This window comes from Devosia sp. MC532, assembly GCF_016461625.1.
Classification (GTDB): domain Bacteria; phylum Pseudomonadota; class Alphaproteobacteria; order Rhizobiales; family Devosiaceae; genus Devosia.
The window spans coordinates 1-22,448 of record NZ_JAEMNZ010000001.1; the positions used below are offsets into that span (position 1 = coordinate 1).

Below are 22,448 nucleotides of genomic sequence, written 5' to 3' on the forward strand. Positions count from 1 at the left end.
GATCACGGCATCACCTGCTCGATGAGCCGGTCTGGCAATGTCTGGGACAACGCGGCGATGGAGAGCTTCTTCTCATCGCTCAAGACCGAACGCACCGCTCGTAAGGTCTATCGCACCAGGGACGATGCCAAGGCCGATGTCTTCGACTATATCGAGCGCTTCTATAACCCGAGGCGCCGGCACTCTACACTGGGTTATCTGAGCCCCGTAGACTACGAAGAAAAAGCTAAGTTAGCCTAACCGTGGGTCCACCGAACCGGCAGCAGCTCAATGCGTTGGTGCCTATTAAGGCCTAGGTAGCTGCCGTTCTGTGACGAGCTTGCTCATCCCTGGTACGACTGAACCAGATAGCTTGGAATGCGGGATGTGGGTGTGGTCACGGACGCCTCGAGCACTTTTACGGTGCTGACGAGCGCTGCTTGGAGGTGGTGGACCATTTCTTTCGCAGCGGTCGCGTCGTCTCCTTTGTAGAGTGCCTCCAAGATTTTGACGTGCTGCTCGGCCGAGGGCAGTATTTCCTCGTCGTTGAGATAGCGCTCGAAAGTGAGATGCGTCGCGATCAGCGGCAGTTGGCTGCGCTCGATGATCTGACGGAATTGGGCGTTTGAACACGCGAGGACGATGTCGCGGTGTAAATCGTTTTCGAGCTGGACGATTTCCGCTTCGCTCGATGCCGTGCCACGCGCAACGAGCGACCGGGCTCTGTCTAAGCGGACTTTTATGTCGTCTTTTGCGAGTGACCTAGCGCCTTGAACCAAGGCGAGCGGCTCAAGCACCGAGCGCACTTCATAGTGTTCTTCAACATCGCGCACGGTGAGCCGCGGAACGTACCAGCGGCCATTGTTGCCCTGCTGCACGAGGCCGACGCGCTCAAGGCGTGTCAGCACTTCGTGGGCCACAGTGCGGCTGACCCCAAAAGTTTCGGCTAAGCTGGTGCCGACGATTTGGAAGGGGCCATAGGCCATGGAGGCGGCCACATCGCGCTCAACGAGCGGATAGAGACGGTCACGCCAGCCGCGTTGCTGCATTTCGTCGAGCTTGTCGGCCTCAAGCGATAATCCCGCTTCGAAGAGATCGAGGCGTAAAGGGATATTGGTCGTTGAGCCGACCAGAAATCCGCGACCATCAAAGCTGCAAATGAGGCCGTCGTGGGCCAGCTTTTCCAAGGCCGCTGCAGCAGGCGAGCGGCTGACACCGAAGGCGCGGGCAATCGCGGATTCTGTCAGCACCAGACCTTGGCTAAAAATGCCGCGCGTCAGGTGATCGTGCAGCACTGCGTAAATGGCATCGGAGCGTTTTCCGGGTGCCGTTGGGCGGCTATCAACCTGTGACGAGATTTCTACGGTCCTCAGCTTTGAGTGGGGCGATCTGGATTGCTTCTTCGAGGATGAGGTTTAGTCGACGTGAAAAACTTCTTCCGTCGATGCCCACCATTCGCCCGGCTCGCGCGTGGTCAGTGGTTCCTGCTTTGGCCCGCAGACCGCCCACCATCGCTGCGTTTCTGGATCCTCCGCCATTTTGGCCATGTCTGCCTCAAAGTCTGAGCCAACATACTCAAAATACGAGAACATCAAATTCTCCGGCTCGCGCAGGAAAATCGAATAATTGGTGATGTTGCAGGCTTCAATTTTGGCCAGCACAGCGGGCCAAACCGCAGCATGGAGCGCCTTATAGTCCGCAATCTCTTCGGGCTTGACGCCGATCACTGAGCCCACGCGTTTCATAACGCAGCCTCCAGGCGATAGATCCGCTTGGCATTGCGGTTGAACAGTTTTGCGCGATCGCTTTCCGTTGCGCTGGCGGTGATGGCGAGTGAAGCCTCCACCCAGCGTTCCAAACTGCCGTTGAGCAGCAGCACCGGGTGGTCCGAGCCCCAGACAACGCGATCCCAGCCGAAAACCTCGATGAGGTGTTCAACATAGGGCTTGAGCGTCTCAGTGCTCCATTCCGGCGCAGCGTTGACAGCAATGCCAGAAACCTTCGCTGCAACATTGGGCAGGCTGGCGATCTTCTTCAGCCCCACGCTCCAGCTCTTAAAACCCTCATTGGCGATATCGGGATTGCCACAATGGTCGAGAACAAACTGGACTTTTGGAGCTGAGGCCGCGAGTTCATAGGCGAGATGCAATTGGTTGGCCCGCACGCAGAGATCAAAACTCAAGTCTGCCTCTGCCAACAGCCTCACATTTTCCACGAACTGCGAACTCTCGCTCAGCTCATCGGGCATGGTGTGTAAAATTCGGCGCACGCCTTTGACGTGGGGCAGGGATTGTAGTGCCTGAACATGTTGGTAGAAATCCGCATGTTCCGGCCGTCCTGCGGCAATCGCCCCGCTCACGCGCGGATGCGCGGTCGCCATAAACTCGGCTTCGGCGAGCATTTGCCCTTCGGCAACATCCGCCTCCATATGCAGCGCCGCGACGATGCCTAGCTTTTCCGCTGCCGCAAAATACTCATCGGCCGTCCACGCACGATCTATCGCCGGATAATTGGCCAGCCAGGGCACATCAAATTGCGGGCGGTAGACCAGATGCAAATGGGTATCGATGATCTGCATGGTTCCTCCTAACCGAGCAAATGGCGTGCTGGATTAGACAGCGGCTTGGCCAGCAAGTCGAGATTCTTCTTGAGATTTGAAAGCTCTGCACCGCCTAGCAGCACGCTGGCCACCACATCCTGCGGCCGCGTCAGCGCAAATTGTAGCGCTGCATGGGCCAATCCCGTCTCAGCGGCTGCAAATCGGTTTTCGAGCTCTGCGACCTGCTGCAATAGATCTGGCGACGCTGGCGCGTAGTCAAACCAAGCACCCGGTTTCGGCCCAACGGCCAAAATCCCCGAATTGAACACGCCGCCCAGCACCAGCTTTGTGCCTTTTTCCCGGCACAGCGGCACCAGTTCTGCCTCTGCTTTGCGGTCGAGCAAAGTCCAGCGGCCCGCCAGCAGGATCACGTCCAGCGCATGATCTTGTAGCAGTTCAAGGCACACTTCCGTTTCATTGACGCCCAGCCCATAGGCGCCGACGAGGCCCTTGGCTTTCAGCTCCGCCAGATAGGGTAGCCCGCTTTCTAAAAAGTCCCGCATATGGGCCGGATTGTGCTCCGCCCCGAGCATGTAAGTGCCGATATCATGCGCGAGCACAATATCGATCTTCTCAAGCCCCAATCGCTCTCGACTGCCTCGAAGGCTCTTTTCTATTCCGGCGGCCGTATAGTCGTAGTGCACATCATTGGGCAGTGGATCGATAAATCCATAGGCCTCGGCGCGCTGTGGGCCGGGGGTCAATACCCGCCCCACCTTGGTCGAAACCGCAAACTGATCGCGCGGCTTGCCCGCCAAAAACTGTCCCAAGCGCGCCTCGGATCGCCCACTGCCATAGCGCGGTGCGGTGTCGAAATAACGAACGCCTCGATCCCACGCGAGCTGCAAAACCTGTTGCGCCTGCTCATCGCTAATCGCAACTGCTAGGTTCCCGATTGATGCGCAGCCCATTGATATTTCGCTCACTTCGACCCCGGTCGAGCCAATGCTGCGCCTGTTCATTCCCGCCCCCTAACGCACAATGATATGCGTGCCTTCGCTGGTCTGCTTTTTGATGGCATCCCAATCCCAATCAATCCCCAGCCCCGGCTCCTCAGAGGGCACGGCGCGCCCATTGCGGATCATCATGCCGGTATGGGTCAGGCCATCGAGCTGCGGAATATATTCGACCCACCGACCATTCGGCACAGCCGAGCACAGCGACACATGGAGCTCCATCAAAAAGTGCGGGCTGACCGCGACGTTAAACGTCTCCGCCAGATGCGCCACTTTCAGCCAGGGCGTGATCCCGCCGATCCGCGCCACATCGACCTGCACGATGGAGCAGGCACGACGCTGCAAATATTCGCGGAAATGGGAGGGGTGATAAATCGACTCTCCCACGGCAATGGGCAGTGTGGTCGATGCGGAAAGCCGCTGGTGCCCATCGAGATCTTCGGCGGGCAGGGGCTCTTCATACCAGCCAAGATCTAGCGGCTCATAGAGCCGCGCGCGCCTTATGGCTTCGTCAACGCTCGCGCCCTGATTGCCATCGACCATGATCTCAAAATCGGTTCCCAGTGCCTCCCGGACCGCCGTCAACCGTTTGACGTCTTCTTGCGGCGGACGCCCGACCTTAATTTTAGAGCCGCCAAAACCGGCTTCTCTCGCGCGGAGCGCGTCTTCGATGAGTTCAGAAGGCTCGATGTGCAGCCAGCCGCCCTCGGTGGTGTAAAGCGGCACGGAGCGCTGCGCGCCCCCGGCCTCTTTATAGAGCGGTCGGTTTGCCCTGCGACAGCGCATATCCCACAGCGCGGTATCGATTGCCGCCAAAGCCAAGGCAGTAATCGCGCCCACGGCAGTCGCGTGGGTATGGAAGAAGAGCTTTTTCCAAATCTCTTCGATCATCTCCGGGTCATGCCCAATGATCTGTGGCGCTAGGTGCCGGGCAATCAGATCAACGATGGCATGGCCGCCGGTACCGATGGTGTAGCTGTATCCAGTGCCAACCAAGCCGTCGTCGGAAAAGATACGGACAATGGGCGTCTCTTGGCTCACAAAACTCTGAATGGCATCGGTCCGTTTCACCTTCGGCACCAGATCGACCATCAGCACCTCAATGCGATCGATTTTGCTCATGAAAGCACCTCCTCTGGCGCTGTTTCCGCGGCGTGAATGGCAGCGATGATCTTCCTGCTCATGGTTTTATAGACATGGTCATTGTTGAACTGGTCGGCGATGGCAAAATCCTTCATCACTACGATGTGGTCAGCCAGCGCGATCATTTCCGGCATATCGCTCGATATGACGATTATGGTCATGCCGCTATCAGCCAGTTCCACGATCAGCTCGTGGATATAGGCCTTGGTTTTGATGTCGATGCCCACGGTTGGCTCATCGATGATCAGGATATCGACCTTGGCCGCCAACCATTTGGCCAACTGCACCTTTTGCTGATTGCCGCCAGAAAGATTGCCCACCAATTGCTCTAAGCTGGGCGTCCGAATATCCAGTCGCTCTGCCAAGGGCCGAGCTGCAACCGTTTCTGCACCTGCATGAAGGAAACCCAAGGCATTGGCCAATCGTCGCCAGATGGTTACAGCGATATTGGAGCGGATCGGGTGCGAGAGGATCAGTCCCTCGCTTTTTCTGTCTTCGCTGAGATAGCCAATACGATGCCGGGTGAGGGCCTCTTCGACGGATGAAATCCGCACTGGCTTGCCATCGATTTTGACGACGCCTTTGGTAATCTTGGCGTCACCAATTAAGGCCCGAGCCAGCTCCGATCTGCCCGCACCAACAAGGCCGTAAAGGCCGACTATCTCGCCTTTCTTGACGTAAAGCGTAATGTCCTTATGGCCTAGGCTCGTTGAGAGGCTTTGCAGTAAGAGCTTGGTTGGCGTGTTCTCGGGTAGGTTACGGTTTTTATAGTCCGTCTCCTTCTCTTCGCGGCCAATCATCAGGGACACCAGCTTGCCTCGTGTCATCTCCGACATGGGCTCGCCACTGGCCGCAATCTTGCCGTCCCGCAAGACAGTCACACGATCGCAAATGGCAAAAACTTCTTCCAGTTTGTGACTGACAAAGACGATAGCGACGCCCCGATCTCGCAATTGCCGCAATAGGGCGAACAGGGCGTCGGCCTCGGTTTCGCTGATTGAAGCTGTTGGCTCATCGAGCAGCAAGACCTGCGCTTCGTGGCGCAGTGCCTTCGCTATTTCGACAATCTGCATCTGCGCTACCGAGAGGTTCCGCACCTGCGTATGGGTGTCGATTGGTAACCCAATGCGATCGAGATACTTGCGCGCTTCGGCATGCGCCGCCGCGTAATCGACAAGTCCGTTTTTGCGCGGCAAATGCTCGAGCACGATGTTCTCGGCCACGCTGAACCGAGGGATCAGATTGCGCTCTTGGTGCACCGCCGAGATGCCATGGGCAATGGCGTCGCGCGGTGAGTGTAGCTCAATCGGCTTGCCGTTGAGCAGCACACGTCCACTGTCCGGCCGGTGAACGCCCGTGATGATTTTGATCAGCGTTGACTTGCCCGCGCCATTCTCGCCCATCAGGGCGTGAATTTCACCCGGACGAAGGTCGAGTGAGACGCTGTCGAGCGCCTTAACGCCCGGAAAGGCTTTGGTTGCGCCTTCAATTGACAGCACCATTTCAGTCGCCCCCTGTCCGAATGGCGCGCAGCCGATTGATCCCAACAGCTCCGAGAATGAGCGCACCGAGAATAAACTGGACCCAATAGGGGTCGACCTTGACCAGCACCATGCCGTTCTCGATCAGCGCAATCAGCACTACGGCGAGCAATGTACCAATGATGGAGATATGCCCGCCGGATAGCGACGCACCGCCAATGATAGGCGCGGCAAAGGAGATGATGAGCCAGTTGGAGCCAATGGTTGGTTGCGCTGATCCAAGCTGTGCCACCGCCAGAACTGCAGCGACAGCCGCCAACAGTCCCGACAGTGTATGCGCTTCGATGATCGTGCGCGGCAGCGAAATGCCCGAGAGCTGCGCTGCATTGGCATTGCCACCAACTGCCAACATGTGTCCGCCCGTTGGTACGCGCGAAAAGAACAGCGCCAGCAATCCGGTGACGATCAGCGGCACAATCAGCAGCAGAGGCAAAATGCCGATGCGTCCAGTACCAAAGGACACGAATTCAGCGGGCAGATTGTAGAACGGAATTGAGCGGGTAATGCCAAGATTGATGCCCGCGAAAGCTGAGCCGGTGGCCAGAGTGACGATAAAGCCGTTGATGCCGGTCCGCACGGTCAGCCAGCCATTGATAAACCCGGCGAGGCCGCCAACCGCAATGGCCGCCGGCACCGCCAGAACCACGGGCACACCCAGCGCATCCATAAGCCCGCCGACCGTGATGGCGACGAGGCCGCCGAGCGAGCCAATGGCCAAGTTCATCTGGCCCACGCCCAGCGTCACCATCTGCGCATAGGCAACGAGTAGCGCCACGCAAAAACTGCGCAGCAGCACGAAGAGATTGAATTCCGTCAGAAATGACGGTGCGGCGATGGCGAGTGCGACAATGCCCACCAGAATGGCGAGCAGAATGCCCGACCACTCCACCTGCAAAACGCGATTGAAAGAAGTCATGCGCGGCGCACCTGTCGTTTGAGCGCTTGGCTGGCGCGATAGCGTTCGAGCAGCACCGCCGAAAGCAGGATCACACCGAGGAAAAGTTGCAGCCAGAAATTGCCCACCTGCAGCACCAGCAGCCCACTTCGAATAGTGCTGACCAGAGCCGCGCCGAGCATGGTGCCGATCACCGAGACCATGCCCCCAGCTAAGGCCGTGCCGCCGAGTACCGGCGCGAGGAACGACGGCAGCAGCCAATCATCGCCACCAACCGAAGGCATGGCTGCGCCGAGCCGTGAGGTCAGCATGATCCCCGCCGCTGCCGCCAGCACGCCAGAGAGTGCGTGTGAGATGATAATGGCCCGGCCGGTGTTGATCCCCGACATTTGCGCCGCGCGCGTATTGGCCCCCGTCGCTAGAATTTCCCGGCCAAGTCGGGTGAAGCGATAAAGGACGAAAAGCAGCGCGCCGATGCCGATGGCGACCCACAAGAGCGAGGGCAGGGTGAGAAAGCTCGACTTGCCAAACTCGCCGACGCTCACGGGCAGGGCATTATACGGCACCGCCTTGGTCAGGATCAGCATGCCGCCTGAAAAGAGGCTCGCACTGGCCAAGGTGACGATGAAACTGTTCACCCCGGTTTTGACAATCGTAAAACCGTTAAGCCACCCCAGCGCCGCTCCGCCGAGCAGGGCGCCTGCCAAAGCAATGGGTATCGGCAGGCCGAGGGTTTGCAGCAGAAAGCCGGTGAGCATCACCGCGCAGACACCAATGGCTCCCACCGAGAGGTTCATTCCACCTGTGGCCAGCACCGCCATTTGCGCAAAGCCAATGACGATATCGACCGCAAGGGAGCGCCCCAGCGAATTGAGATTGAAACGCGAGAGAAATCCCGGCGCGAGACTTGAAAAGATGATCCAAAACGCAGCGACGATGACAAACAGGCCCAGTTGTGTCGAGCCTTTGCCCAAAAAGTCCAGCAGCGAGCGGCGCGGTGTTAGCGCGCTATCAGTGGCGGTCATGGCAATAATCCGGAAAGGCGATGCCGCACCAACAACGGAGCGGCATCGCGTCAAGGCCTAGTTGCAGGTCAGATACTTGTCCTTGAAGCCCGACTGGATTTCCGTGGTCAGTGCCTTGAGGTCGTTCTGGTAGGCGTCAATATTGGCCGCCGAAATCACCAGGGTGCCGGAGTCGATGAACTTGGCTGTCTGTGGTGTTGTCACAAAGGGTGCATCGGCCTTCACCGTGCAGCTGCCCGAGGCCAGCAGGTCGAGCACATAAGCGCTGATATAGGCCTGACCATAGGGGTTCTGGGCCATGGTTCCGGCAACAAAGCCGTCACGGATCGCATCGAGAACAATCGGGTCATCGTCAATACCGACGAATTTGATCCGCTTGTCACCCAGATTGCGCAGCGCTGTCGAGGATACGACCGACGGTATATAAGCGGTCGCAATCATGCCACCGATCTCATCCTTTTGCGCCGCCAGCAGGGCGTTGATCTTTTGGTCCGCAGCTTCCTGCGCATCGGTATCCGCAACGGTCTGCAGGAGTGTGACGGCACCATTGGTTTCATCGACTGCCTTCTGCACGGCGTCGCTGCGCAGTGTGGTGTTTGGGTCGACCAGCAGGCCTGCAAGGTGCACGATTGCGCCCTTGCCACCCATGGCCTCAATCAATGCCTTAGTACCGAGGTAGGCCGATTGATACACGTCGGTCCCGAAGCAGAACTCGACCTGTGTTGGGTCCTGAGCGCAACCCGCGACGGCGAGCGAGGGGATGCCATTGTCCTTGAGTTCGGCAACAGTCGAATTGATCCCAACCGCATCACCGGGGAAAATACCGAACCCGGTGTAACCCTGCGCGGCGAGGCTTTCGAGCAGCTCGGTCTGTAGTTCCAGTTTCCAATCCGACGGAACTTTGAAGTCGACCGCCGCGATGCCGAAATCTTTTGCCGCGTCAGCTGCCGCCTGTTCCCAAGGGGTAAAGTATGGGTGTGGGCCACCCGAAATGATGGCGATTTTATTGTCAGATGCAAAACCGGCCACGGGCGTCAAAGCCGTGGCGACAACCAGCGATGCGGCAACAAGGCCGCTCAAACGAAATGTCATAGGATCCTCCCAGATCGCGACGTCAGAGCTCCTCCTCCCCGCCGCTTGCCCCGCACGCTACCATTTACGTATATGGCATGCAATATACGTTATAGGGTCGATTGACGGATGGATTTTGAGGTCCATCAGCGCGTTGAACTGCGCTCCAATTGGTCAGTGGGTATTAGAAAGTCTCGAATGGCGCTCGTCGCTACGCCCATTAAATGCAAATATTTCGCGGGCGTAGGGGCTGTCGATTGTCTGTGGTCAAATAAAAAGAACGCGGCGACTGGGTTTCAGTCGCCGCGTTTCTGAATTTTTACCTCCGCCGCGTCCCGCAGCGGAAAAATCGAGCACTTATGCCGTTACAATGCCGCTTACGGCTTTGAACATGCTTTCAGCTGTGTCGCCGGTGACGATGGCACCGAGGAGGGGGGCGGCGATGCCGATCTCGCGGAGGCGGCGGGCGTCCGCAGGCGTGAGGGCGAGTTGGCTCGGCAGGATGACCGGGACATCGACCGCATCAACAATGGCTTTGTATCGCGCCAGATCGTCTTCCGTCATCGCAGTGCGGTAGCGGTCAAATGTCATGATTGACGCTTCGATGATGCAGCCGGGAATGGCTGCGATGCGCTGAAGATCTTCGGGCGTGCTGGTTGAGGCCAATGCTGGCATCGGACGCAGTTTGGATTTCAGTAGGTGGGGCTGCAAGTGGTCGACATAGACGTTGAACCCTTGGAACCCGAGATCGTGGAGCGCGTCCATTTCTGCTTCGCTTGGAACGACTTCTTGCCCGGCCATGACCAGCAATGGGCAACCAAGTTTTGCCAATTCCTCAAAGAAGGGGCGTTCCTGCTCAAATGTACCGAAAGTTCGGTCGGTGGCACGGTGATAGGCGTTCAAATGGGTCTTGATCGCGGTCGCACCGGCATCCAGTGCTGCCTTGGCGAGGTCAATATCGTGGCGCGCCAAGGAGACGATGACTGGGAAATCGCCATTGGTGAGCGAGGTGTAAAATTGGGTCGTCGCGTACATTAGTTGATCCGGTTGCCGAGTGCGGCGTCGAACAGGTGAACGGCAGAAAGCTCTGGCGCAATGTGGATGGTTTCGCCGGGCTTGGCGCTGACACGTTCGCGGAACACGCCGACGATGGTCTGGCCGCCGAGCGACATGGTGACCTGAGTTTCCGAACCCATGGGCTCGACAAGGTTGACTGTTGCCGGAATGCCGGACGCGGACAGGGAAAGGTGTTCCGGACGGATGCCGTATTTGACCGGACCAGTTGCCGTGATGCCAGCTGGAATTGGCAGGGTGACGCCATTTCCGGTGAAATTGCCGCCCTCGATGGTCCCAGAAATGATGTTCATCGCTGGGGAGCCGATGAAGCCTGCAACGAAAACATTTTCGGGACGATCATAGAGTTCGAGCGGCGCACCGATCTGCTCCACCTTACCGGCATTCATCACCACAATACGGTCGGCCATGGTCATGGCCTCGATTTGGTCGTGGGTCACATAGACCGTAGTGACACCGAGGCGCTGGTGCAGGCCCTTGATCTCGCCGCGCATGACCACGCGCAGCTTGGCGTCGAGGTTCGACAGGGGCTCGTCGAAAAGGAACACCTGCGGGTTGCGCACGATAGCGCGGCCCATGGCAACGCGTTGGCGCTGACCGCCGGAGAGCTGACGGGGATAGCGTGCGAGGAGCGGCGTGAGCCCCAGAATGTCGGCAGCCCAGTTTACGCGCTCGGCGATCTCCGCCTTGGAGGCGCCTCGGTGCTCAAGCGAAAAGCCCATGTTGGTCGCAACCGTCATATGCGGGTAAAGCGCATAATTCTGGAACACCATGGCGATGTCGCGGTCTTTGGGCTCCAGTTCATTGACGACGCGGTCGCCGATGGAAATGTCGCCACCACTGATGGTTTCAAGACCGGCAATCATGCGCAGCAAAGTGGACTTGCCACAGCCGGAGGGGCCTACGAGCACGATGAACTCACCATCGGTGATATCGACGTTGATCCCGTGCAGGATATGGGTGTCCCCGTAAGACTTGCGGACATCGTTGAGAGAAACTTTGGCCATGGATCAGCCTTTCAGACCGGTATGGGCAAGACCTTCGACAAACTGCTTTTGCGCGATGATGAAGACGATGAGCACTGGAATAGCGGTCATGGTCGCGGCAGCGAGCTGGATGTTCCACATGGCTCCACCATAGGCGTCGGTGAACTGAGTCAGCGCCTGAGGCAGGGTGAACATGTGCGTCGAGGAAATGAAGACAATAGGCTCGAGGTAGAGGTTCCACGAGTGGAGGAAGGTGAAGATGGCGACCGCGCCGAGCGCTGGCTTGGCCAGGGGCAGGGCGATCTTCCAGAAGATTTTAAACCGGCCCAGACCATCAACACGCGCGGCTTCTTCAAGTTCGCCCGGCAGGGAGATGAAGAACTGACGCATGACAAAGGTGGCGAAAACCGATGGCGCACCAAAAATCGGCACGAGAATGAGGGGCCAATGAGTGTTGACCATGCCCCAGCTCAGGAACAGCTGGAACAGCGGAACGATGGTGACTTCGGACGGAATAAGTAGGCCCAGCAGCACGATCATGAAGATCGCGTTTGAGAAGGGAAACTTGATCCGAGCGAAGGCATAGCCAGCCATGGAGGAGATGACCATGGTGCCTGCAGTGACGATGGCAGCAATATAGGCCGAGTTCCAATATTGGCGTGCGAAGGGCTGTAGCTCAAACACCTTCTGATAGGTGGTCCAGTCAAAGCGACGGGGCCAGATATCAGGCGGGAAAGCGAAGATGTCGCTGATCGGTTTGACCGATGAGGTGATCATCCACCAGGTCGGGAATACGAACGGCACCAGCAGCACGCAGAGCAAGCCGTAGAGCGCCACCTTCATGCGGGGAGAAAGATCAGTTTTCATAGAACACGATCCGCTTGCGCATCTGCCACTGAACGACGGTGAGGACCGCCACGATGACAAAGAGCAGGATTGAGAGAGTGGAGCCGTAGCCGAAGAAATTGAACTGGAACGCTTGCTGGTAGAGGTAATAGACCAGCACCGTGGTCGATACGCCCGGCCCGCCCTTGGTCAGGATTGCGATCTGCGCAAAGACCTGCAGCGAACCCACAATCGTGATGATCGAGGTGAGCAGCATGGTTGGCGAGATCATCGGCAAGGTGATGCGGCGGAATTGCTTGAACTTGCCTGCGCCATCGACGCGTGCTGCCTCATAGAGCTCCTTCGGCACGCCCTGTAGGGCCGCGAGGAACAGGATCATATTGAGGCCAACGTTCTTGAAAACCTGAACGACGACGACCGAGATCATGGCCGTGTTGGGGTGGCGCAGCCAGTTCGGACCCTCGATGCCAATCATGGCAAGCAGACCGTTGATGCCGCCGTTTACCTGCAGCAAGAAGCTCCAGACGATCGTCCATGCGACGAGAGAAACCACAACTGGCGAAAAGAACAGCGTGCGGAAAACGACAATGCCTTTGAGCTTCTGATCCATCAAAATGGCCAAGAGCAGCGCAAGGCTCATATTGAGAACGACGAGGCCCAAGCTAAAGACGGCCGACGCCCACAAAACCGGGGGGAGGTTTGGGTCGCGCAGCAGCATCTGATAGTTGGCGTCACCCACAAAGGTGAAGGTGTTCGCCAGCACGTTCCACTCGTGCAGCGAATAATAGAACACCAGCGCAAGTGGGATGAGAACGAAGACGATCGTACCCACAAGCTGCGGTGCGATGAAGAGATAGCCGGCGGCCGCATCGCGACGAGCGATGGTCCAGAAGGGCGGCTTATGCGGCGCTTGTACTGGCTGAGACATTGAGGTTCCTGCGTCTCCCTCCCGCTTGCGGGGAGGGATCAAGGGTGGGGGTTAGCCACGGGCACAGTGTGTGCGGGGGCATACCCCCACCCTGGTTCACGACGGACTTGGCGTGCTAGGTCCTGTTCAGCTTCCCTCCCTGCGAGAGGGAGGGAAGAAGGAGCCGAAGCTCAAGTGGTGCTTAGCGCATCAACAGTGGGCTAACGCTCGAGCAGACGTTGTCGAGAACTGCGCCAACGTCAGCTTCTGCAACCCAGAGAGCGTCAAGCGATGCGCGGATGGTCTGCTGAATCTGAGCATAGTTGGTGTGGCCAGCGACCACGTTGCCGGTTGCGATGCCGTTGATCACAACGGTTTCGATCTGTTCAGCCGAGAGCAGCGGATTGGTCGCGGTGAAGGTTTCGGTGTTCAGGAGAGCCGCACGCGCTGGTGGGAAGAACTGCGCCAGCTTGGCGCTGTTGGCTTCGTTGGTCCAGAAAGCGAGGAAGTCGACAGCAGCGTCAACATTCTTGCCCGAAGCGAGGGCACCAACACCGGCCTGACCGACAACCGAATAGGTGCCAACCTTGCCTGCCGGAAGCGGAACGAGGTCCCAACCGAAGGCGTCTTCCTTTGGCAGCAGCGAAGCACGCGAGATCTGCGTGACGGTCATTGCTGCGTCGCCGGTGAAGAAGTCTACGTTCTCACCTGGGCCTGGGAAGGAGCCATCCTTGAAGATGCCGGTGTGGAAGGCCGTCATGGCTTCGACCATTTCTGGCGTGTTGAAGCCGCAAGTCTTGCCATCTGCAGACCAGGCATCAGCGCCCCAACCACGGAAGAAGGCAGTCAGGTTCTGCCAGTTCTGGTAGTTGAAGTCGCGGATGATGATGCCATCCTTGCCTGCGTCAGCAACAGCCTTGGCCGATGCCATGGCATTGTCCCAAGTCCATTCGCCGGCAGCGATCAATTCGGCTGGAGTCTTAGCGCCAGCTGCGGTGATCAGATCGGTGTTGACGAACATCGCGAATGGCGAGGTCGAGAATGGGTAAGCATAGAGCTGACCATCGCGCTGCCAAAGTGCACGTGCGCCTTCTGTCACGTCGGCCAGATTGTAGCCTTCGATGGCGTTGAAGCGATCGGCGAGCGGAGCCAGTGCGCCAGAGGCAACAAAGTCCTGTGCGCTGGTTTCGAAGATCCAAGCCAGATCCGGTGCGTTGCCGCCTGCGATCTGAGTGGTCAAGGTCGTGGTGTAGTTGTCGAACGGTAGAGGTTCGAAGGTTACGGTCACGCCTGGATTTTCAGCGGTGTAAGCTGCCGCGATTTCGTTGAACAGCGCCATGTGCGCTTCGTTGGCGCTCCATGTGGTCATGCGCAGGTTCACTGCGTCCTGAGCCCATGCGACGCCGCTGAATGCGAGCGGCAGCATGATGCCGGCGAGGGCCGCAGTGGCCTTAAGCTGAGCAATACGGTTCATAGTTCTCTCCCTTGAAAGTTTCTTAATACCCACGGACGTCCGGCCAGCGGATCTCGATCCCCTCGCGATACAGCTGTGCCTGGAAGTCCTGGAGTTTTCCGTCATCGGCCTGCACCTGGTGCGGGGTGAGGCCATTATTGAGGCAATGAGCGGCAAGCATGCCCGCCACTTCACCCACGTTCCATTCCACCGGATGCAAGCGATAGCAGCCGTTGGTGATGTGCGTGGTGCCCATGTTCTTGCCACCCGCGAGGAGGTTCTTCACGCGACGTGGCAGCAGAGAGCCGAGCGGGATTTCAAACGGTGCGGATTCAACGTCCACATAGTTATCGCCGCCGGTAGAGGGGTGAAGGTCGATGCGGTACATGCCGATACCGACGCTATCACGATAGTTTTTCGAGAGATTATTGCCGTGGACGAGCATGGAAACATCCTGCTCGACGATACGGGTCACCGGCAGAATGCGGCGGCTCTCGCGAATGTATGGGGCCATGGCCAAGCCATGTTCGGTGCCGGTGATGTCACCGCGCAGGCGCAGGCCCGGGAAGCCATAGCCACCATCGGTGCGCGGGGCTTCAGTCTGCAGCCAGTAGAAGACCGAATAGGAAAGATCGGCAGCTTCCTTGAGCATGCGCGCTTTTTCGTCTTCCGACTTATCGATGATATTGCCATCGAGATAGTCGATCATCGGCCAGTTCACGAGGCAGATGTCGGAATTGTAAGCGCCCGGTACGAAGTTGCGACGCGCTGCAATACGTCGGAAGGTCCAGAGGTTGCCGTCGCCAGCATTGCGGCGCTGATCGGCATCCACCAGCAGCGGATTGTCATCCACATTCGGGGTGAATGTACGCGTGGTCTGCTCGAGCGTACGCGGATGCGGCGCGGTAAAGCCCAGCATAGGCCCGCCCCAGAAGTGTGGCTCGTAGGTGCGCCAGTAGTCGTAATTGTCCGGCTTATCGATGACGTGATTGCCGTCGACATGGTCCATCGCAAAGCAAACCGAGACGGCCTGAACATTGTCTGGCTGCGCTTCATTCGGTGCACTGGGTTCGCCTGTGTCCGACTGCGCTTCAAAGCCCGAAGCATATTCAGTGCCGGTCAGTGGCAGCAGATCGCCCAGTTCGGTGGCGTCGACAAAATACGGAGCCGAGCAGGTGATGACACGGCCGCTGTCACGATGGCGCAGCGTTACCGACTTCACTTCGTCGCCGATAACTTCAGCCGAAATCGGCAGGTAGGGCTTTAAAATGGTCAGCTTGCCGCCGCCGATATATGGCGCGAGCATGCTTTCGAGAACGGCAAGGCCAACGCGTGGCTCTGCGCACAGGCGGCTGACATAGCCCGCACCGGGGTTAAGGTCATCCCAAGCGCGGCTGGCTTCCGTCAGCGGGTAGTGGTCGCGATAATACTGGCGGATGCCCGAGCGCAGTTTGCGATAGGAACGGGTAATCCCGAACTGTTCAACCCAGGAGTGCTCGTCGGGCGGAACGGCCTGACTGGTCAGTTGACCACCAATCCAGTCGTATTCCTCTGTCATGATAACAGAGCGGCCCGCGCGCAGAGCGCCGAGCGCTGCTGCAACACCGCCGAGGCCGCCGCCAACAATAAGAATATCTGCGTGAAGCTCTTTGGTCATAATTTCCGGTCGAGTTAGCGAGAAACGGGGCCGAGGGTGTCACCCTCAAGCATTTGGCAAGTGAGAAGCTGTTGCTGAACGTCTTCGTTCTGCTCCAGGCGTCGCACCAACATCTGAGTAGCGCCGCGCCCCATGGCCTCACGGGGGATGGCGAAAGAGGTGAATTTTCGGCCCGGCTCTTCGGTCCGAATGTGGTTGCCGAGCACCACGATGGAGAGCGCGTTGGGCACCAATACGCCGCGCGCACGGGCCGCCGCTTCCAACCCAATGGCGTCGACCAGTTCGGTGCAGAACACACAGGTCACGCCAGCTGCCAGCAGGCCATCAAGCAGGGCATTGGCGTCTGAGCCGACATGGTGATGGGTAAAGGCGAGTTCCGCCCCAGCCATTTCCTGCTGGAAACCTGTCCAACGGTCCGCGCTCGATTCAGCGCCTTCTTTGAAACCGATAAACCCAAGTTTTTGGTGACCCATGCGCTTGGTGCGAGCCACGAGCTCCGCCGTGGCTTCCGCATAATCACTCCCGACATAGGGCACAGGTCCACCGGCATCATCGCGTCGGCCAACAGCCACGAAGGGGAAGTCGCCACCGACGAGGCGCGCCAGTTCATCGCGATCAAATTGGCGTCCGAGAACAATGCAGCCATCGGCTAAGCGTAGGCGGACATTGTCGCCAAAAATTTTGCGGTTCTTTCCGGCGCCGGTCAGCAGCAGCAGGTCATAACCCAGCTCTTGGGCGGCATCTTCAATGCCCAGCAAGAAGGGGAGAAAGAAGTCGGCTTGATCGGACGGGAAGGCAGGTTCGTAGGTGAACACACCCAGAATGCGATTGAGGCCATTGACCATGCGCCGCGCCACAGGATCTGCCACATAGCCGGTATCGCGAATGACTTTGAGAACGCGCTCACGCGTATCATCAGGAATGCGACGCGCATCCGAAGGCGAACCATTCAAAACGAGAGACACAGTCGCCTGGCTGACGCCAGCGAGCTGAGCAATATCCTTTTGCGTAAGTCTCTTGTGAGCTGCCATACGAGGTCTCCAATATGCTGATACGTATCAGCGCTTATACGCATTAGCAATAGGGACGTGGCGTTGGGATACCAGCCGCAGGGGTGTAGACAGTCCCTAGAATAGTCTTTCGTAGGTGAATTGATAAGCTCAACCAAAGGGTTGGCGATTTGCGTTGATCTAGTCGACCAACTGCAAAACTGTGTGCAGAAGTGTGTCGTATTCGCGGTAATCGAGGTCTGGTCAATCTGGACAGGACTGTTGAATTGCCTTGGCGCCGGGCCAAATAATGCCGTCACGAAGAGGCTTTGGTGTGTCGTTTAAGCAGGCAGAAAAGACCCCTGCTCGACGTATCGAGCATGACAAAATGATTTCTAATTTCTAGGAGTTTAGCTGGGCCAAGCAGCAAGCGTTATGGGTGCCGATGAATAGGGTACGACCGTCTTGCACCACAGCCCGAGCTGCCTAACTGTTTAGTTTGCGCCAGGCTTGGTATTCTTCCTCAGCGTCGGGATGCAGCGGGTAGTAGCGCTGCAGAGACTCGCCCGCCATCAGCTTCATGCGTGAGAATTCTTCCCATTCTGCGTGTTTTTGGCCGTCGTCGATCACCGCTTGAGCCATGGAAACGGGGACCACGACCACGCCGTCATCATCAGCAACGATAATGTCGCCGGGCACGACGGTGACCCCGCCACAGGCGATAGTGACATTGACCGCGTTGGGGTAAATATCTGTCTGGACGTGGAAATTGGGCGACCAGCCCTTTAGCCACAGCGACAGGTCCAGTTTTTCGACATTGGGCCTATCGCGCATCACGCCATCGATCACGATACCGGCGCCGCCACGACCCTTGAAATAGGTGGACATCATATCGCCGAAAATGCCGGAGCGCATGTCGCCGCGGGCGTCCACGACGACCACGTCGCCTTCTTCAACCTGATAGAGGACATGGCGATGCAATTGCGTTTCAGGGTCCGCATACTCGCCATGGTTATAAAGATCAGGGCGCTGCGGCAGACACTGCAGGGTCAAGGCCGGACCGCAGATTACCTTACCCTTGGTCTTCGGTAGAATCCCGGTCATATGCGGATTGCGGAAACCCATGTGTCCCAGCGTTCCTGCAATTGTTGCCGTGCCAAGGCCGCGTAGTGCTTCAATAATGTGGCGTGGTGGCCGGGTAATTTTTGCAATCTCGATCATGTCAAATCCCTCCTATGCAATCCGTTTTGCGAAATATCAGGCGAACCAAGTCGTGCCGGGATATTGATGCGCTCGTGCGACCTCTTCATTGAGCTCAAGCCCAATACCGGGGCGGTCGGAGAGGGTGATTTTGCCGTTCTTGATGATCTCGCCACCGTCGGTGATCGTCGACCAGTAATCACGGTGGAACCAGTGATATTCGAGCACGAGGAAGTTCGGCACGGTCGCGCACACATGGGCCGAGGCCATAGTGCCGATCGGCGACGAAACATTGTGGGGCGCGAAGGGGATAGAATAAAGGTCCGCCATTTCTGCGATTTTGCGACACTCCGAGAGCCCGCCGCATTTGGGAATATCGGGCATGATGATGTCGACGGCTTGCTGTTCGAGGAGCTTGCGGAAGCCATGCCGGAGATAGAGGTTTTCGCCAGCGCAGATCGGGGTTGAGGTGCTGCGCGTGATTTCGGCCATAACGTCGATATTTTCGGGCGGCACTGGTTCTTCAAGCCACATGAGCTTGAGCGGTTCGAGATCGCGGGCGAGGCGAATGGCGCTGTGCTTGTCGAGGCGCGTGTGCAGATCGCAGGCTACATCCACAGATGGGCCCGCTGCAGCAACGACCATTTGGGCGAGCTCGACCATGCGCTCGTGCTCCCACTTATTGGGAGTCATGTTGAAGGCGTCTTTCTGGTACCAGCCGGTTTCGCTGCTCGTGTGCCCATAGGCGCGTATGTCGAGGTCAACCTTGAGGGCAGAAAATCCTGCTTCGAGCACTTCATCGACCACGGCCTGCACTTCAGCCATGTTCATGCCCGGAGAAACTTCACAATCGCAGTAAAGGCGGATGTCGTCGCGGAACTTTCCTCCCAGCAGTTCATAAATTGGGACGTTGAGCGCTTTGCCTTTGAGATCCCATAGCGCGATTTCAATGCCGGTCAGGGCGGTGATGAGGGCACCTGCGAACCCGCCCTCGAAAACGCGGCGGCGACGCAGGTCTTCAAACAAAGCGTCGATGGCAAAGGGATCGCGCCCAATCAGCATTTCGGTGAGTTCATGCTGGATAATGGCGATGGCCTGATGCCCGCCATGAACGCATTCGCCGATACCGGTAATACCGGCGTCCGTTTCAATCTTCACCCATAGGTGCATGCAGTGGCCGGTGGTGGCCGCTGTTTTGACCGACGTGATTTTCATTGTTCCCCCTCTGCCGAAGGTGGGCTCCCTCGGCCACTCCTCGTCTTGTTATGGTGTGGATGTGCCCTTGCGACTGTTGGCAGACAGCGTGTTCTCCGCTTCTTCGCGGTCGTTGAACGCCTTCTTGCCCATCTGCAAATGCGATTGCAGGGCATATTGAAAATGGATGCGATCGCGCAGGGCGAGGCCGTCAATGACGCTGTCGTGCTGTTCAAAAGTGACGCCGGTGAAATCGCGGAGTTCCTTGGCGCGTTCCATAATCCGCAGCATCACCGGCTTCATGATGCGATAGACGTCGAGAACGGCCCGATTGTTGAGAATGGCGACCAGACGGAGGTGAAACTGAAAGTCCATCTCCGACGCCTGAACAATCGTGGCAGCATCACGCAGCTTGCCATTAATGTCGCGCAACTCGACAATATCGGTTGCGGTAATCCGGTCAAAGATGATGTCGACCGAGCTGATTTCGATCAATTGCCGTAGGCCCTGCACGTCAGAGAATGTCTGACGCGAAATATCGAGCGTGTTGAACGAAAACAGGTCCAGTGCACGTTCCATACGGTCGTCGATAATGATCGCCCCGATCTTGGGGCGAACGGACACCATGCCGTAGGCCTTCATGATACGCATGGCCTCGCGCACCGTATTGCGGCTGGCTTGAAAGCGTTCGCACAGCTCGCGCTCCGTGGGCAGGCTATCGCCCACGGTCAGCCTGCCGTCTGTGATCAGCCCCCTGATGTTCTGAACCATCGCATCCACAGCGGACGGGATTGAGTTGCGAACAATAGTGTCGTTGAGCGACTGCCCATCAGACGACCGTGTTGTAGCGTCGCTCATCCTTTAACAGCCCCGACGGTGAGGCCTTCGGACAAGAAGCGTTGCGCATAGACGTAGAGAATTGCGACCGGCACAGCGGTCAATAAGGATGCTGCCATCAGCTTACCCCAAGGGAGAATATCGCCCACCACAAGCGACTGCAGGCCGATGGGAAGCGTGCGCAGAGATTCACTGGTGATGAAGACGAAGGCAAAGAGAAACTCGTTCCAAGCGTTGGTGAACGCAAACAAGGTGACGGAAAGGATCGCCGGAGCTGCCAGAGGAAGCGTAATGCGCCAGAAGATATAGAGACGACTTGCACCATCAATACGGGCCGCTTCTTCCAGTTCGACCGGGATGGACCGAAAGTAACCCATTAATACCCAAGTCGCGAAGGGCAAAAGGAAGGTCGGGTAAGTAATGATGAGAGCGATGTGGGAATTGATCACGCCAATGGTGGTGAGTGTTTGATACAGCGGGATGAAGAGAAGCGTACCGGGCAAGAGATAGGTGATCAGCAGCAGCGTTGTCAGAAGCCCTGCGCCGCGGAAGCGGAGCCGTGAGAGGGCATAAGCGGCAAGCGAAGCCAGCGCGACCGAAATCACCGTGCTGACAGCGGCAACGAAGACGGAGTTCAGCAGCCAGGTCAGGAAGGGCGTGTCGCCGACGAGAGAGCGATATTGCTCCAAGGTCGCCGGCTCCGGCCAGAAGATCGACCGGCGCTCGCTGATTTGAGCCGTGGATTTGAGCGAGGTGGTGATGATCCAATAAAAGGGAAAGAGCACAAAGGCGAGGAGCGGCAAGAGGACGATCACCCGCGCTATTGGCCCCGCATTGGAGCGCGCCGACTTCCGGAAGATCGGTTGCACGGGGGAGCGGCCCGTCGCGACACGTACCCGGCGGATCATCCATTCGATACCCGCAAAGGCCAGATTGATTGGCAGGAAGATCAGATCGATGAAACCGGTAAACACCCGCGCTGCAATCTTCATGACACTGTGACCGGTGCCGCTGCGCTTTGCCGATGCACCATCGCGCTTATCGTCGTGGCGCATAAACCGCGCCAAGAGCCAAATCAGGATCGCCATCAAGGGCGCAACGCTAAAGGCTATGGCGATGCCGGGGCCGTATTGAAGTGAGCCCAAAGCCTTCTCATAGGCGAGGATCGAATAGAGCTTGGTCGCGCCGCCCGGTCCACCTTGGGTCATCAGGAAGGGCAGGCCAAACTGATTGAAGGTCGAGATGAAGGACAAGAGTAGCGTTACGACGATGACATAGCGAAGGCTGGGCAGGGTGACGCTACGGAACCGTTGGACAGCATTGGCACCATCGACCTGCGCAGCCTCAATCTGCTCGCGATCGACCGCCTTCAGCCCCGCCAACAGCAGCAGAACGAAGAAGGGTATGCCCTTCCACACATTGACCGAAATAATGCTGCCCATGGCCATGGTCGGGTCCGACAGCCAACCCAGCGGCCGGTCGATTACGCCGACCCCTTGCAGGATCGGATTGAGCCCGCCGAACATCGGATCATAAATGCTTTTCCAGGCGAGTGCTGTGACGATCTCTGGAACAATCCACGGCAGCAGCATGATGCCGCTGAGCAGTGCGCGGAAGGGCAGGCGGCTATTGAGGATAAGCGCCACGGTCATGCCGATGACGAATTTCAGGCTGAGCGACCAGAAAGTGAACTGGATAGTGTTCTGCATCGCCTGCAGAAAATCGCTGCTGCTCCACAGGCGCTGGTAATTGCGCAGGCCGACCTGAGTTGTCTCACCGGTGAGAAAGTTAAGCGAAGTGGTGCTGATGAAGATGGCGCTGACAAATGGCCAGAATATGAGCAAGGCCATGATGATGACGAGCGGAAGGATGAAGGCGTAACCGACCTTCCAGTCACGTCCCAAGAGCCCTTCGAGCTGCTTCTTGCTGGTCAGCTTCGGCCGGGGCAATTGTGTGGTCAGGCTCATACGGTCGTCCATAAAGGCGCTCCATCAGATCGCTATGGCGCAACGAGACCCTGGGTGGCAGGGCCTCGCCGCTCCGGGAAGAAAGGGAGACAGCGGCGACCCGATAGGACCGCCACTGATCGCTTGTGC

21 protein-coding genes are annotated in these 22,448 nt (G+C 57.9%); 1 reads left to right on the top strand and 20 read right to left on the bottom strand.

Translation table 11 applies throughout. The annotated features are described in order from the left end of the window. On the top strand, nucleotides 1–240 hold a 240-nt coding region (locus tag JHC09_RS00005), incomplete at its 5' end, for an IS3 family transposase (RefSeq protein WP_199530323.1). Between the two features lie 83 nt (nucleotides 241–323). Here the strand turns inward: JHC09_RS00005 and JHC09_RS00010 are convergent. The 20 genes from JHC09_RS00010 to JHC09_RS00105 form a co-directional block, all read right to left on the bottom strand. Further along, the gene (locus JHC09_RS00010; protein ID WP_282567644.1) at nucleotides 324–1,352 is read right to left on the bottom strand and encodes a GntR family transcriptional regulator; all 1,029 of its coding nucleotides are present in this window, start codon (nucleotides 1,350–1,352) and stop codon (nucleotides 324–326) included. 42 nt (nucleotides 1,353–1,394) lie between these two features. Further along, nucleotides 1,395–1,724, bottom strand: a complete 330-nt coding sequence (locus tag JHC09_RS00015) for an L-rhamnose mutarotase (protein ID WP_199530325.1) — start codon at nucleotides 1,722–1,724, stop codon at nucleotides 1,395–1,397. Further along, nucleotides 1,721–2,557, bottom strand: a complete 837-nt coding sequence (locus JHC09_RS00020) for an amidohydrolase family protein (RefSeq protein ID WP_199530326.1) — start codon at nucleotides 2,555–2,557, stop codon at nucleotides 1,721–1,723. The genes JHC09_RS00015 and JHC09_RS00020 overlap by 4 nt, the downstream gene beginning before the upstream one ends. Before the next feature lie 8 nt (nucleotides 2,558–2,565). Then, on the bottom strand, nucleotides 2,566–3,540 hold the full coding sequence (locus JHC09_RS00025) for an aldo/keto reductase (protein WP_199530327.1): 975 nt from the start codon (nucleotides 3,538–3,540) through the stop codon (nucleotides 2,566–2,568). A 9-nt stretch (nucleotides 3,541–3,549) separates the two neighbouring features. Continuing rightward, a complete protein-coding gene (locus tag JHC09_RS00030; RefSeq protein ID WP_199530328.1) occupies nucleotides 3,550–4,656 on the bottom strand; it encodes a mandelate racemase/muconate lactonizing enzyme family protein in 1,107 nt (368 codons plus the stop codon). Then, the gene (locus JHC09_RS00035; RefSeq protein ID WP_199530329.1) at nucleotides 4,653–6,179 is read right to left on the bottom strand and encodes a sugar ABC transporter ATP-binding protein; all 1,527 of its coding nucleotides are present in this window, start codon (nucleotides 6,177–6,179) and stop codon (nucleotides 4,653–4,655) included. Before JHC09_RS00035 ends, JHC09_RS00030 begins: the two co-directional genes overlap by 4 nt. Before the next feature lies 1 nt (nucleotide 6,180). Continuing rightward, on the bottom strand, nucleotides 6,181–7,134 hold the full coding sequence (locus JHC09_RS00040) for an ABC transporter permease (protein WP_199530330.1): 954 nt from the start codon (nucleotides 7,132–7,134) through the stop codon (nucleotides 6,181–6,183). Next, nucleotides 7,131–8,138 (bottom strand): ABC transporter permease, encoded by a 1,008-nt coding sequence (locus JHC09_RS00045; protein ID WP_182395803.1) that lies wholly within the window; start codon nucleotides 8,136–8,138, stop codon nucleotides 7,131–7,133. Before JHC09_RS00045 ends, JHC09_RS00040 begins: the two co-directional genes overlap by 4 nt. A gap of 57 nt (nucleotides 8,139–8,195) precedes the next feature. Next, nucleotides 8,196–9,230: a sugar ABC transporter substrate-binding protein gene (locus JHC09_RS00050; protein WP_199530331.1), complete on the bottom strand. Its 1,035-nt coding sequence runs from the start codon at nucleotides 9,228–9,230 to the stop codon at nucleotides 8,196–8,198. A gap of 336 nt (nucleotides 9,231–9,566) precedes the next feature. Beyond that, entirely contained in the window at nucleotides 9,567–10,244 is a 678-nt protein-coding gene (locus JHC09_RS00055; protein WP_199530332.1) for a hypothetical protein, read from the bottom strand. Continuing rightward, the gene (gene ugpC, locus JHC09_RS00060; protein ID WP_199530333.1) at nucleotides 10,244–11,290 is read right to left on the bottom strand and encodes a sn-glycerol-3-phosphate ABC transporter ATP-binding protein UgpC; all 1,047 of its coding nucleotides are present in this window, start codon (nucleotides 11,288–11,290) and stop codon (nucleotides 10,244–10,246) included. The genes JHC09_RS00055 and ugpC overlap by 1 nt, the downstream gene beginning before the upstream one ends. Nucleotides 11,291–11,293: 3 nt before the next feature. Further along, nucleotides 11,294–12,136 (bottom strand): carbohydrate ABC transporter permease, encoded by an 843-nt coding sequence (locus JHC09_RS00065; RefSeq protein WP_199530334.1) that lies wholly within the window; start codon nucleotides 12,134–12,136, stop codon nucleotides 11,294–11,296. Beyond that, nucleotides 12,126–13,043 carry a sugar ABC transporter permease gene (locus tag JHC09_RS00070; protein WP_199530335.1) on the bottom strand — a complete coding sequence of 306 codons (918 nt, stop codon included), beginning with the start codon at nucleotides 13,041–13,043 and terminating at the stop codon, nucleotides 12,126–12,128. The genes JHC09_RS00065 and JHC09_RS00070 overlap by 11 nt, the downstream gene beginning before the upstream one ends. A gap of 181 nt (nucleotides 13,044–13,224) precedes the next feature. Further along, nucleotides 13,225–14,496 (bottom strand): sugar ABC transporter substrate-binding protein, encoded by a 1,272-nt coding sequence (locus JHC09_RS00075; RefSeq protein ID WP_199530336.1) that lies wholly within the window; start codon nucleotides 14,494–14,496, stop codon nucleotides 13,225–13,227. Nucleotides 14,497–14,518: 22 nt separating this feature from the next. Then, nucleotides 14,519–16,132, bottom strand: coding sequence for an FAD-dependent oxidoreductase (locus JHC09_RS00080; RefSeq protein WP_199530337.1), 1,614 nt, complete (start codon nucleotides 16,130–16,132; stop codon nucleotides 14,519–14,521). Between the two features lie 14 nt (nucleotides 16,133–16,146). Then, the gene (locus tag JHC09_RS00085; protein ID WP_199530338.1) at nucleotides 16,147–17,163 is read right to left on the bottom strand and encodes a LacI family DNA-binding transcriptional regulator; all 1,017 of its coding nucleotides are present in this window, start codon (nucleotides 17,161–17,163) and stop codon (nucleotides 16,147–16,149) included. Between the two features lie 444 nt (nucleotides 17,164–17,607). After that, entirely contained in the window at nucleotides 17,608–18,342 is a 735-nt protein-coding gene (locus JHC09_RS00090) for a ribonuclease activity regulator RraA (RefSeq protein WP_199530339.1), read from the bottom strand. Between the two features lie 36 nt (nucleotides 18,343–18,378). Next, the gene (locus tag JHC09_RS00095; RefSeq protein WP_199530340.1) at nucleotides 18,379–19,536 is read right to left on the bottom strand and encodes a mandelate racemase/muconate lactonizing enzyme family protein; all 1,158 of its coding nucleotides are present in this window, start codon (nucleotides 19,534–19,536) and stop codon (nucleotides 18,379–18,381) included. 48 nt (nucleotides 19,537–19,584) lie between these two features. Beyond that, complete coding sequence (locus JHC09_RS00100) at nucleotides 19,585–20,373, bottom strand: GntR family transcriptional regulator (protein ID WP_169193808.1); 789 nt, start codon at nucleotides 20,371–20,373, stop codon at nucleotides 19,585–19,587. After that, entirely contained in the window at nucleotides 20,370–22,331 is a 1,962-nt protein-coding gene (locus tag JHC09_RS00105) for an ABC transporter permease subunit (RefSeq protein ID WP_199530341.1), read from the bottom strand. The genes JHC09_RS00100 and JHC09_RS00105 overlap by 4 nt, the downstream gene beginning before the upstream one ends. Nucleotides 22,332–22,448 lie beyond the last annotated feature (117 nt).